This is a genomic window from Photobacterium sagamiensis (genome assembly GCF_050337085.1).
Lineage (GTDB): Bacteria > Pseudomonadota > Gammaproteobacteria > Enterobacterales > Vibrionaceae > Photobacterium > Photobacterium sagamiensis.
In genome coordinates this window covers 91,200-103,947 of record NZ_JAKJSP010000026.1, presented here as the reverse complement: position 1 = coordinate 103,947, position 12,748 = coordinate 91,200, and the positions used below count along the sequence as shown (strand labels likewise).

The window sequence follows — 12,748 nt, the reverse complement described above, 5'->3', positions numbered from 1 at the left end:
ATGGCTCTAGCCATGTTTTATTCCAATCTGTTTTACAAAATTATTAATTGCCATGCTGAACTCATGAGGCCGTTCAACATGCACATTATGTCCCGCCGACGGGATCACCAGATAATCTAACGTGGTGCCTTCGACCAGACGTCTGAATTTACCATCCTGCTCGCCACAGACATAAAGGACGGGCAGGGATAGTGCTTCTACTTTTTCTTGCATCGGGGGCTGCATTGCCAAGGATGTAGCAAGCAGCATACGTGCAACACCGGGACCAAGGTTATCACTCCGTTTCAGTACCAAACTTTGTCTTTGGTCATGATTAAGTGACGAAAAGACAGGTTGTTGATACCAATCAGGCAAAACCTTGCCAAGTGATTCACAGGCAAAACGATGCGCCCATTTTTCATCATTTGAAAATCTTCCGGCACATTCTATTTGTGGCAGCCCAAAATGGCCACCTTCCAGGATCATTCCGGCTAATCGGGCTGGACTTTCAGGGTAAGGGTGAGTGGCATGATACATAGCCAGCCGTGCGCCCATTGAGTAGCCGATTAGCACATAAGAGGTGATATGGCGGTGAGCCAGCGTTTGGTGTATCAGCTGATTAACCTGAACAAAATCAGCCGCCGAGAGCATCTGGCTGTTACCGTGTCCGGGTAAGTCAATGGTCAGGCAGAAATAATGCTGGGACAGCACATTGACGACATGACGCCAGTCCCGTCCTGATCCCAGTAATCCGTGCAGAAACACCAGAGTTGGTTGCTGCTGGCTAAGATCATGCCTGACACCATAGCTTTCAGAGTAAAGTGGCATCTCTGATCTCGGCGAATAACTCTTTTAATAATTGTCCGGCCTGACCCGGAGGGGTCTTTACTTCAAACAGGGTCGTGCCGCTGTGGCTCAATGCCTGACGACACATTTGCTCTGCCTGTTCCAGCGAATCCGGACAATGATAATTTAACCCGAACATCGCCGCTGCATGACGAAACTCCAGACCATGGGGCATTCGGTAGAGATCTTCCCGCTGCTGCTCCGGTACCGGCAACAAATCAAAGATCCCGCCACCATCGTTATTCGTCACCAGAACCACAACGGGATGTGAAACCTCGCGAAGTAACGCCAATGAATTCAGATCATACAAGAGTGACGTATCCCCCAGCAGGCATAACAGCGGCGCTTGTCTGGCCTTGTAGACACCGGCAGCGGTCGCAATCAAACCATCAATACCCGATGCGCCGCGATTGGCAAATGTCGCAGTCTGCGGCAATTTCCCACACATATCTAGCAGGCGAACAATCAGGCTGTTGCCGAGAAATAATTCGGTACCTCCCGGTAGCCACCGGGACAAATTCGCCGCAAGAGTGAGCTCGGTTAATTCTGAAGAGTGCGCCGAGAGCATGTCGAAGTATTGGCTGGAAGCTAACTGCAACGGTGCAGCCCAACCAGAATGAGCACTGGCTAACGTCAGTTCAGTCGCTAACGTTGCCCACTGTTTGATATTTGCCTGAATACGAACACTACGACGATGAGTTGGATCTAACCGCCCGGCTAACGGATCCACCAGCCAGTATTGTTCCAGATCATGATTGTCGATTAACTGCAGCAGGCGCTTAGAAACCAGGCGGGCACCAAATTGCAAGATGGTGTCGGCTTGTTTAAGAAAGCTCTGACATTCAGAATTTTGCATCCAGACATCAAAACCCGCCCAGTCGCTGCTTCCCCCGCCTTGAGGATCAACCAATAACGGCCAGCCCAATTTTTCTGCCAATGCTTTGATGGCTGGCAACGCTTCGGGCTCTAACCGGCCCGCAATCACGATGCCTTTGCGATCGGTCAGCGGCTGCCATTTCTGAGCATCAACCGAAATATAATTACCCGCAGCCTGACTGTGCACGGTATAAGGCTGAGCATCATCTTGCCAGGTTGCTAACGGGCTAAGATAATCCGAAAAATCAGCGTCCTCACCATAGAGAGGTTCAGGATAGTGGCAGTTAAAGTGGACAGCACTGCCCAGCAGCTTTTGTTGCTGCATCGCTTCATCAATGGTTGTTAATAGCCAGGCAGGAGACATCGCTAATGTGGGCGATGGAATATCGTGAAAGGCCGTCACATGCTGTGAAAAAATGCCCGACTGGCGGATCGCCTGATTCGCCCCGCACTGTATGAGTTCCAATGGTCGGTCAGATGTCAGCAGCACCAGTTTCTCACCGGTTAACCCGGCTTCAGCGACGGCGGGCAGTAAGTTTGCGACAGCCGTGCCCGAAGTCACCACAACTGCGACTGGTTCCTGGGTCGCTTTGGCTAAACCTAAAGCCAGAAAACCAAGTCCACGTTCGTCAAAATGGGTGTGGATCGTCAGCTTGCGGTTATCGACTGCCGCCAGCGTTAACGGCGTCGAGCGAGAGCCGGGTGCGATGCAGATATGCTTAACGCCCAGACGAGCCAACTCTTCTAACATCAAGCCGGCCCACAGCTTATTCAGTGCCGCTTGCTGGTTTTTTTGTTTTTTTACTTGCAAGCTCTGTGCTTCCAAGGTCGAAGCTTCCAAGGTCAAAGCTTGCGAGGTCAATAGCCCTTTGGTCATGCAGATACTCGCTCCAGCTCCGGCTCATCCGATTCCAGCAAGCTGCATAATGTGGCTGTTTTACGATCCAATTCCATCCACTCGCTATCTGCGGTTGAACCCGGAACAATACCGGCACCGGCAAAGACGTGAACCTCTTCACCCATAATCAATGCACTGCGAATGGCAACACAGAACTCACTGCGTTGACGACTGAGAAAACCTACCGCACCGCTATACCAGCCGCGCGCGAACGGTTCATGCTCGGTAATGAAATTCAGCGCCTGATCACGAGGCAACCCGGCAATCGCCGCCGTAGGCTGCAGGTTATCGAGTAAGTCGGCACTGTAGACGTGCTCGTTTAATTGCGCCTCAATACCGCGTTTTAAGTGCTGCACTTTACGTAATCGCACCAGCTCAGGTGTTTGCGCGACTTCCATGGATGCGCAGCAAGGAACCAGGCGGCTGACAATGTCATCCACAACCAAGCGGTTCTCATAACGGTTCTTCGTATCGGCCATCAGCCACTGGGCTAACTGGTTATCTTCCCGCGCATCCAGGCCACGGCCAACAGTTCCCGCCAATGCCTCTGTTTTTAGGTCGCGCTCATGGCGTAAAAACAAACGCTCCGGCGTCGAACCGATAAAACTGTGTTTCTCATCCAGCGCCATCATAAAGTGGAAACTCTTGCTATTGCTGGCTCGGCTGGCTTTCAATAATTGTGCTGGCGCGACAGGCGTGTCCAGCTTAAGCGTCGTACGACGGGCCAGTACCACTTTTTGGAAGACTTTTTGCGAGATGGCATCAAGCGCCTGACTGATCATCGTCGACCAGCCGGAAAAATCAGGCGTATAGGTACGGCCAATAATCGTACTGCGAATACCCGCGATCTCTTTCGCTGTGGCAGTAACTTGCGCTAAGGCCAGCAACAATGTCTCTTTATCTGCAGACAGGTTAACAGCCAGCTGCCAGCTACCATCCATACGGATGACTTCAAGCTGCGGCAGGAAGAAAAAAGAGGACAGGCAACGACGGTTTCGACTGGTTCGTCCATCAAAAGAACGCCCCCCCCAAATTCGCTGATCATCAGACAGTACTTTCTCGGCGACCATCGGGTCGGTAAACGTTTTGACCTGACCTAATGCAACAACCTCTTCACGGCTATCACGAGACTGCCAGTAGAATTTCGGGAAGAGAGGCTGGGATTCCATCCAATCAATCAGGTCGGTATTTGCTGGTAAATCCAGCGGTACCATCAAACGTTGAGTTGTATCTGAAGCTTGTTGAATTTTATCGATTAAAACTTCAACGGCAGTTTGTAGCGCAATCAAGGTAACCTCGCTCAGCTCTATAGCACCATAAAGGCTCATCCCTGGCTGATTGTAGATGTGCCGATCACTGGGCACACAGTGCTACCTTCATGTCTGTTAAGTAGCATAACCACATAGTGAATCGACTATTCTACCCTACTTATTACCCGCATGGAAAACAGTTCTGTAGCAGATCACACTCCCTAAAAAAGCATTTAATTACACATAATATCGTTTCACCTGATTTTTTACTGCAGGGTCTTCCTTTTGCACGGTTTTATAGTGTAATTTGTTGGTATTACATAATAATTCACAGGTTAACCAAATGCACAATATCGGGATGTCCTCCAAGCTGAATAATGTTTGTTATGACATACGTGGCCCCGTACTTAAACATGCCAAGCGCATGGAAGAAGAAGGCCACAAAATTTTAAAGCTAAATATCGGTAATCCCGCCCCGTTCGGCTTTGATGCACCCGATGAAATCCTGGTCGATGTGATCCGAAACCTACCGACCTCACAGGGCTATTGTGACTCAAAAGGCATTTATCCCGCTCGTAAAGCCATTGTGCAGCATTATCAAAAACGCGGGCTGCTCGATATTGATGTTGAAGATGTCTACATCGGTAACGGCGTCTCAGAGCTGATTGTGATGACAATGCAAGCGCTGTTAGATAATAATGATGAAATCCTCATCCCCTCCCCCGACTACCCACTGTGGACAGCTGCAGTATCACTGTCAGGTGGCAACCCGGTGCATTACATTTGTGATGAAGAGTCGGATTGGTATCCGGATCTTGACGATATTAAAAAGAAAATCACCCCCAATACCCGCGGGATAGTATTGATCAATCCGAACAACCCGACCGGTGCCGTTTATAGCCGCGATTTTCTGCTTGAAGTAGTAGAAATTGCCCGCAAGCATAATTTGATTATTTTCGCCGATGAGATCTACGACAAAATCTTATATGAAGGGGCGCAACATACCTCTATTGCCCCGCTGGCAGAAGATGTGTTCTGTGTCACCTTTAACGGCCTATCAAAATCATATCGCGTCTGTGGTTTCCGCGCCGGCTGGATGGTGCTGTCCGGCCCTAAACATCTCGCTCAAGACTATATTGAAGGACTGGATATGCTCGCATCCATGCGTTTGTGCGCTAATGTACCGATGCAGCATGCCATTCAAACCGCGCTTGGGGGCTATCAAAGTATTAACGAACTGATCCTGCCCGGCGGCCGTCTGCTTGAACAGCGCAACAAAGCCTATGAGATGATCACTCAGATCCCGGGGGTTTCATGTGTCAAACCTAAGGGAGCCTTATACCTTTTCCCTAAGCTTGACCCAAAGAAATTCAATATTGTGAACGACGAGCGTATGGCGCTGGATTTTCTGCAGCAGGAGAAAGTATTGATCGTTCACGGTACGGGTTTTAACTGGAAAAAACCGGATCATTTCCGCATTGTCACGCTGCCACGTGTTGATGATCTTGAGATGGCTATTGGCCGCCTGGAACGCTTCTTACACAGCTACCGTCAGTAATTACCGCCAAACCTCCAACTCAAGCCTCAGTTTTTACTGGGGCTTTTGTTTACCTCATCGATATTTCTGTTACCTTTATTACTTAACCAAGTCAATCTTGCCCCTAGCTGCGAAGAAGTATCGATATGGAAAAAAGTCATTTTTTTGCTCACCTCGCTCGCATGAACCTCATTCAACGCTGGCCTTTGATGCGCTGTGTCTCTACCGAGAATATTTCTGAGCATAGCCTGCAGGTTGCTTTTGTCTCTCACGCCCTGGCTTTGATTAAAAACCGTAAGTTCGGCGGTCACGTTAACCCTGAGCGTATTGCCCTGCTCGGGATGTTTCACGATACCAGTGAAGTCTTAACGGGCGATTATTTCGGAAAGTCATTTTATGTAAACCATCAACTTAGTTAGTAATCTAACATATCGTTACATTCAATAAGTAGACCAGCCGCAACATTTACATAAAAACCTCGCAACATTTATTTGACTTATTTCGCAAGTTGACAGATATTTACTTAGCACACAAGATCAGGGTGACAACAATGAAGCATAAAGAAAGTACGTTTTTGGCGTGGATAACTCGAATGTCTCTAATTGAGAGATGGGCACTTATGCATTGTTTTCAAAATGAGAACATCTCAGAGCACAGCCACCAAGTTGCGGTAATCGCACACTTACTTACTGTTATCAAAAATAAGCGCTACGGCGGAAACTTAAGCCCTGAGCGAGCTGCAACCGTAGCTATTTATCACGAGGTCTCAGAGACTTTAATTCAAGATATTAATTATACGACTAAGTATTCAAACCCAGAAATTACCAAAGCAGTGAAGGCTCTAGAAGATCTAGCCGAGCAGAAATGTCTGAACACATTACCTGATGACCTGCGAGATGGGTTCGAAGGCTTATTGGTGCAAAAGTCAGTTGACCCTGAGTACAAGGCAATAGTTAAAGCTGCTGATATTCTTTCAGCATATATCAAAACGATGAATGAACTGAGGTTCAACAATGACGAGTTTCAGCATGTAAAGGAAGGTCTTGACTCTCGGATAAGAGAGCTTATAGAGACGATGCCTGAAGTTAAGGATTTCATGGATGTGTTTTGCAATAGCTGCACAACAACGCTAGATAAAATTGCTTAGATTTGGGAATGGTTGTAAGGGACTCCTCTATGAACCTGCTAGTAGCTATAATTCATGAAATAATTGGCTACACCTCCAACGCCTCAGACAAATCAGCGATCAGAAAGCTCATTGCGTTTCTGACACATGAAGGCTCAGAGCTAATGCCCGCAAATGAGTTTGGCGAGTTCCAGTTTCTTCAGTACATAAGCTACCTCTCAAATAACGGCAGCTCAAAAAGCACTTACAACAACACTGTTAGGACTAGGCGTCTTTTGCAGGGCTACCACAGCAGCTACCAAGTATTCCCACAGTCACCGGAGCTGTGGCCTGCCCCGCAAAAGCCTCGACCTTCTCATTTTGAAACACTATCTGATGAACAGACTTTGCAATTACAGGAGTGGCTCAAAGTAGAGCTTGATGCCATTATCAAAAAGGAGAAGCTTGTTGAAGATGCGATAAAATCAGGCACTCCGATCAACAAAATAGGTCTGGACTTTAGGAGCAAAATAAATAAGGACGATAGTTTGCCACGCTACAATGTGTGGACAGCTAACCTCAAAGATGCAATCGCAACCGTTTATTCCTTCTATCCTGATTACCCATTCAATAAGAACAAAATCTATGAGTACCTTCCCCCTCAGGGTATACAATACGAGAAGTTATCAAACCCTTTAATAACTATATTAAACAGGATGCAAGTTCAAAATATCTCTTCATTTATCCCTTTTCTTGATGATGGTAAAGAGCTTTCGTCTCATGACCTAATAAAACATCTGTACCCCGACCAATTTGAGCTGGTAACAATAAAAACAGCTATTAGCCTTGAAACAGCTTGGACATTTGACATTATTGATAGAATTGTGGCGGATGATTATCTTTATGACACCATCCCTGTGGGTGGTGACTGGGCTTTTATTAAATCAACAAAAGTCAAAGGCGGAAACTCAAAATATTCTGACCTTAGCGAACAACGAGTTATGATTCACCCAAGCTCCATATCTAACCCCCACAGTGCGTATAGTTTAATTAGCCTTCTTAAGAAAAGAACATTACGGCTTAGGACTGGTGCATTCTATGACGAAATTGTAGCAAAACTAGGGTGTGAGCCGCTCTGTATTTACTTTAATTATATGAGTAAAACCTTGATCGTCCATCACCCCAATTTGAGGAGTGATAATGAAGCAGTTAAAGCGGGAAAGGACAAAAAGCAGATAAAGGTCAAATTTGAAAAATCGTTAGGGTTTTATTTTGACGCGAGGAGGCTGCGCCCTACTCGGTTATATCTAAATGAGAAAGAAAGGAAACTTCCTCTGTTGTTACAGGTAGCCTTGTTTGGACACTCTACATCCGCAATAACCGACGAAGTTTACAAAGAGAACGCACAATTCAACCAACTTCGAAAAGATAGATTGGCTAACGAATTAGATGAGATTGTTAAAAGTATTGATGATGGATCATTCAAGGGCAAATTAGTGCCTCTTCGACAAGATAAAACGATTAAAGACAGAATAATTAACATCTACACAAATCATAGTGGCGAATCTCCGCTAGCTGTCTGTAATGACCCGTTTAGACCTGATTGGAGTCCGATGCTGGACGGCAATTTACAGAAGAAGCCTTGTAAACAATTTAACAAATGCTTACTGTGCTCAAGATCGTCAGTGTACTCAGATAACGTTCCTTTTGTCGTTGATAGGTATTTGTATCTCGACAACAAAAGGCGAAACATGAGAGAGGAGCAATTTGAAGAAATTTATATCGATGAGTTTAAAGCCGCTAAAGAAGTAGTAGAGTCATATCCATATCAAGATGAGATAAAAGAAGCAGAACTTAGATGTGCCATTGAGGGTTATCTCCTTCCACCTGTAATTTCGGAGCTGGGCTAATGGGAATAGTCAATTTTAACGAACTCGATTTAGATAATGACTTTGAAATTGATTACGGCAACTTCTTCTATAGTGATCGCTGGGACATACCAGTTGATAGCTCCGAATATGTAGCCTTTAATTTTAGTCGATTGCATACAGGTGGAGACGTCAAGTATCACTCTGAGTTAATCACTTTAATCAGGATGATGACATACTACGCCTTCCCCAAAAAAGTTAGGTTAAAGGTCAACAGTTGGTATTCGTCTGAAGCGATGTTTAGCAATTATGTAACCGCCGCAAACACCTTCCTGATTCCAAGGGGATTTATCACTTGCGGAATGTTTACAAATCTAACATTAGAGCAGTGCCAAAGTCATATCAGTGAATTAATGTCACTAGCAGAGAAAAAAATTCCTTCATCGAAGCTTAACCTTCTTTCGACTGTTGTCTTTTTTGATAGTTGGATATTTTTGTCCGAGAAAAAGTATTTACCCCAAAAGTACCGGACGCACTTCAAAGCGAACGACTTAATCGCCTCGGATACTCGAAAAGAAATTACAAAAATAATTGAAGAAACGACTAACCCTTGGACTCCCCTTGAGCCTGAAGTTGTAAAAACCACTTATGATTATTCAAAAACATATATCAATAATTACTCTTCCACAATTATTAAATGTCATAAGCTAATAAGAAAAAGGGCGCGTTTCGGTAAAGAACGAAATTATGGGATAGTAAGGAAGGACGGGAAAACCAAGCATCTATTTCAGGCACTTCGAAGGATGAAGGTTCCAGAGATAAGCCGTGGAGTTAAATTATTTAACTTCATCCCAATTACCAAGCGAGTGAGAAGCCTAGGCTATGCCAGCGGATGGCAAGATCGCACATATATAAGGATAGATGAAATAAGGCCAGAGGTTATTAACCTAAAAAGGGCATGTATATTCATAATTGGTCTATTAACTGGATTAAGGCGTCGTGAAATTGCAAACCTTAAGGCTAAACCAGCATATCTTAAGAATGGGTCGTTATATTTGGATATTGTGCGGTTTAAAACATCGTCAGATCCTAATGATAGGGGTGAGCCAGACTCTATCCCAGTTCCAGAAATAGTTGGTGATGCCGTTAATATATTACTGGATCTATTTGAGGATCAAAGGAATGGCCTCAACAGCGAGTACCTTATCACAACCGACATTTTATCCAAAAAAGGTTTTGAAAAGGCCAAGATCGCTACGATATCTAAAGATATCATTGCATTGGTCAAAGATGTTACAGGTAATGCTGACGGATACCCTCATCGGTTACGCAAAACTATTGCGTGGTTAATAATATCGAGGAGCGAAACCAATATTGACCTAATTCGACAATTGTTTGGGCATAAATCTTTTGGTATGACATTACGTTATATTATGAGGAACCACTTGATGGTTGCTAGCGTAATGGAGCTGCTGGAGCACAACTATACTGAAGACTTGAAAGATATTTTAGATGAAATAGCTAATAATAATGCTTCCGGGGCGCTATCAGAAAAGATAAAAGCCCGAATGAATAGCCAACGATATAAAGGTCAAGTGTTAATCACAGATTTAGAGACGTTTATTAAGGAGTCTTTAGCATCTGGAGTACCCCTATTTGTTTCCAAGGTTCCTATTGGTGGTTTCTGCCTTCGTTCTGGAGAGTCCGACAAAGTTCCGCCATGTATGGTGAGGACAGGTGAAAAGAAACCAAATATTGATTTCTGCGATTATAAAATTTGTGATCATCTTATATACACTGAGGAAACTAAGGCGAATATCAAATCACAGATAAACTACTACCAGCAGAAGTTAAATTACTTGTCAGAGTCAGCTAATGAAGATGTGGCTGCATTTTATGAAAATGAAATTGCAGATCATGAAAATCTTCTCTACCGACTAAAGGCCGACTCGAAATCGAGTGTTAATTTCAGAAATTCTGGGGGCAACTATGACACTAGTGGAAACTAATATTTTAAATGCGATTAAGGTGCTTAAGTCGAGAGATGAGTATAGCGTTAAAAATTTAGCTGAATACTTAAATGTGTCTAGGACTTCGCTTTATAACAACTTTCCGCATCTGCTGCCGGGAAAGAGCAAAGAAACAGAAGATAAAATTCTGTCTGCATTAAAAAGACTACAGGCAAGAACATCAAAGTCAAAGCATACTATTGTAGATATTGCAAAAGAGGCAGGTGTTACTAGGCAGTGTATATCCAAGGATTATAAGCACCTAATCCCCTACATTAAGGGTGAGAAAATAATAGAAACCCCTAACGACGCCATATCAGTGCTTAAAGGTAAACTTCTTGAGGCTGAGGCTAAGTTGGAGACTGAGGCTATAAAGAATAATCAAGACTTTGAGGGCTTCAAAAATAGCGTTTTCTCTCAGTTTATGAAAAATGACATTGACTCTTTTAAAGGTCAAGACCAAAAGGCGAATATTGTTAACCTTCAGAAGCAGAATGACGATTTAGTAGGTCAAAATAAAGACATGTTACAAGATTTGGCAGAGTTAAGAACTGAGGTCTTAAAGCTAAAGAGGGATAAAGCTGAAAATCCAAATGGCTGTAATATTGCTGCCCACCTTGTTCCTAGTTACGATGCTATTAAGTCAAACATGAAGCTTCGTGACATGATGGAACTATTCTTTAAGGCGGAGGAAGAAAACATGGATAAAGCTATCTCTGTCTGTTTTAGTACTCAGCCAGACGCCATTATTTTATTTCAACCATTTCTTAGCTGTGAATTTGATAACAGCCACCTTCTCCCTAGTGGAGGAAAAATAGTTGTAATTGAAACAAATCACCCTCAGCCAAGGCTTTACCAAAAGCTATTGAGTGAAATTACCTCAACCCCAATACACGCATTATCGGCTAAAGGCCAAAATAAGAATCTTATGATGTTTGTTTACAGGAAAAAATACAGGAATACATTTAGCGAAGAGTTTATTGATAGGCTGAAGTCTATAATTACTCATCCAAATCTCGAAGATGGGTTTAAGTCAGTGTCATACATTAAACCTAATGAGAAAATGTCAGTGGTGAAGTAAATGAAAGTTCAGCGCCATCTAATCAATTATCAATATGAGTTCAGGAAACTACAGCATCATATTTTGTTTCTGGAGCATAGCACCTCTCGGATTCTATTAAGTGCTGTAAATTTGTTTTTACATGATAAATGCATCAACAGCCTCAAAACAAGCGAAAGATATTCACTTCTATTTGTGAAATTTTTCGAGTTCATGATTGAGATGCTAGATGATGAATACCTTACTCCAGATTTTTGGAGGTTGGTTACCGACGACAACATCCGGGAGTGGCAGGGATACCAAGTAAAAATAAGAGATGATAAAAATAAAACTAAGCCGAATGATGACACTATATTTGATAATGCTTCGATTATCTTTAGTTTTTATGTTTGGGCAAGAAAGAAGTCCTTCCCCACTCTAATTAATGCAACGAGCACTAATTGGAAATTTAACTATATAGATGAAAGCAAATTACTTTCTAATAAAAACATGTTATCTGGGAGCTCTCCAGACACTGCAAATATTGATGTCGGGAACAAGAGGAGCAGAAACTGGAACAAGAGAAAGAAGTCACTTATCACCATTATGAGTAATAGTGACATTAAAGCGCTGATGAACTCTTATAACGATAAAGTTTATCCAGCGATGCTCATGTATGCGCTTGCAACTGGGTTGCGCTCTGAAGGTGTATGCGATGTTCCTTATATAGGGTATGGCGTCAACAACCATTTGAGAGTATATCCAGAAATAACCAACACCGCCCCTAAAAATGGTAAGGGTGAAACACCGGATACTTTTGAATTTACAGTAACTGAAAAGGGAAGCAAAACAAGAACAATTAAAGTTAATATGAGTGCATGGAAAACTATTTGCGCGTTTTACCTCCCTCTCTACTTTGAAAGAAGGCAGCTTTTTGAAAAGAGGCACCCTAATAAAAGTCATGATTCTTATTTTTTCTTGACGGCTAAAGGCGATCCTGTAACTCCCAAGAAAATTGCTGATGCCACTAATTATGCTAAGTCCAAGCTTAATAACTTCAAGTGGAGCTTCCATAGTACGCGTGATTGGTATGCAACAAGCTTCATTATAAAACACTTAAGCAAAAAACAAATTGAAAATGCATATTATGACAACTCTGTTGATAAAGCCTTGCAGGAACAGTTGGGGCATAACGACATAAAGACGACATATATGTTCTACATTAGGGTTGCTTCTATAATACTAGCGCTTGAATCAGGTGAGTTAGATTTTACCCTTGGAAAGAACGATGATTATTGGAGTGACTTAGCCCAAAATAGCTAAGGGGTTAGGCTTCTAATA

Annotated in this window: 9 protein-coding genes and 1 pseudogene; 7 read left to right on the top strand and 3 right to left on the bottom strand. The window is 43.5% G+C overall.

The features are described 5' to 3' along the window. Positions 1-6: 6 nt before the first annotated feature. The 3 genes from menH to L4D76_RS13740 form a co-directional block, all read right to left on the bottom strand. On the bottom strand, positions 7-807 hold the full coding sequence (gene menH, locus L4D76_RS13750) for a 2-succinyl-6-hydroxy-2,4-cyclohexadiene-1-carboxylate synthase (protein ID WP_428441459.1): 801 nt from the start codon (positions 805-807) through the stop codon (positions 7-9). Further along, a complete protein-coding gene (gene menD, locus L4D76_RS13745; RefSeq protein ID WP_428441477.1) occupies positions 791-2,452 on the bottom strand; it encodes a 2-succinyl-5-enolpyruvyl-6-hydroxy-3-cyclohexene-1-carboxylic-acid synthase in 1,662 nt (553 codons plus the stop codon). The genes menH and menD overlap by 17 nt, the downstream gene beginning before the upstream one ends. Before the next feature lie 122 nt (positions 2,453-2,574). Beyond that, positions 2,575-3,927 carry an isochorismate synthase gene (locus tag L4D76_RS13740; RefSeq protein ID WP_428441458.1) on the bottom strand — a complete coding sequence of 451 codons (1,353 nt, stop codon included), beginning with the start codon at positions 3,925-3,927 and terminating at the stop codon, positions 2,575-2,577. A 265-nt stretch (positions 3,928-4,192) separates the two neighbouring features. On the opposite strand from L4D76_RS13740, the gene L4D76_RS13735 reads away from it, so the two are divergent. From L4D76_RS13735 to L4D76_RS13705, 7 genes and pseudogenes are all read left to right on the top strand, one after another. Next, the gene (locus L4D76_RS13735) at positions 4,193-5,407 is read left to right on the top strand and encodes a pyridoxal phosphate-dependent aminotransferase (RefSeq protein ID WP_428441457.1); all 1,215 of its coding nucleotides are present in this window, start codon (positions 4,193-4,195) and stop codon (positions 5,405-5,407) included. 125 nt (positions 5,408-5,532) lie between these two features. Further along, positions 5,533-5,802, top strand: a pseudogene (yfbR, locus tag L4D76_RS13730) (5'-deoxynucleotidase); the annotation flags it as partial. Positions 5,803-5,936: 134 nt separating this feature from the next. Continuing rightward, a complete protein-coding gene (gene yfbR / locus L4D76_RS13725; RefSeq protein ID WP_428441456.1) occupies positions 5,937-6,533 on the top strand; it encodes a 5'-deoxynucleotidase in 597 nt (198 codons plus the stop codon). A 29-nt stretch (positions 6,534-6,562) separates the two neighbouring features. Beyond that, entirely contained in the window at positions 6,563-8,401 is a 1,839-nt protein-coding gene (locus L4D76_RS13720) for a hypothetical protein (protein ID WP_428441455.1), read from the top strand. After that, the gene (locus L4D76_RS13715; RefSeq protein ID WP_428441454.1) at positions 8,401-10,368 is read left to right on the top strand and encodes a tyrosine-type recombinase/integrase; all 1,968 of its coding nucleotides are present in this window, start codon (positions 8,401-8,403) and stop codon (positions 10,366-10,368) included. Before L4D76_RS13720 ends, L4D76_RS13715 begins: the two co-directional genes overlap by 1 nt. Then, entirely contained in the window at positions 10,349-11,449 is a 1,101-nt protein-coding gene (locus L4D76_RS13710; protein WP_428441453.1) for an HTH domain-containing protein, read from the top strand. Before L4D76_RS13715 ends, L4D76_RS13710 begins: the two co-directional genes overlap by 20 nt. After that, on the top strand, positions 11,450-12,730 hold the full coding sequence (locus L4D76_RS13705) for a site-specific integrase (protein ID WP_428441452.1): 1,281 nt from the start codon (positions 11,450-11,452) through the stop codon (positions 12,728-12,730). It abuts the gene before it with no gap. Positions 12,731-12,748 lie beyond the last annotated feature (18 nt).

Bases quoted from the DNA above. Each gene is read 5' to 3' on its own strand.
- menH (WP_428441459.1), bottom strand. From the start codon at position 807: ATGCCACTTTACTCTGAAAGCTATGGTGTCAGGCATGATCTTAGCCAG.
- menD (WP_428441477.1), bottom strand. From the start codon at position 2,452: ATGTTAGAAGAGTTGGCTCGTCTGGGCGTTAAGCATATCTGCATCGCA.
- L4D76_RS13740 (WP_428441458.1), bottom strand. From the start codon at position 3,927: ATGAGCCTTTATGGTGCTATAGAGCTGAGCGAGGTTACCTTGATTGCG.
- L4D76_RS13735 (WP_428441457.1), top strand. From the start codon at position 4,193: ATGCACAATATCGGGATGTCCTCCAAGCTGAATAATGTTTGTTATGAC.
- yfbR (WP_428441456.1), top strand. From the start codon at position 5,937: ATGAAGCATAAAGAAAGTACGTTTTTGGCGTGGATAACTCGAATGTCT.
- L4D76_RS13720 (WP_428441455.1), top strand. From the start codon at position 6,563: ATGAACCTGCTAGTAGCTATAATTCATGAAATAATTGGCTACACCTCC.
- L4D76_RS13715 (WP_428441454.1), top strand. From the start codon at position 8,401: ATGGGAATAGTCAATTTTAACGAACTCGATTTAGATAATGACTTTGAA.
- L4D76_RS13710 (WP_428441453.1), top strand. From the start codon at position 10,349: ATGACACTAGTGGAAACTAATATTTTAAATGCGATTAAGGTGCTTAAG.
- L4D76_RS13705 (WP_428441452.1), top strand. From the start codon at position 11,450: ATGAAAGTTCAGCGCCATCTAATCAATTATCAATATGAGTTCAGGAAA.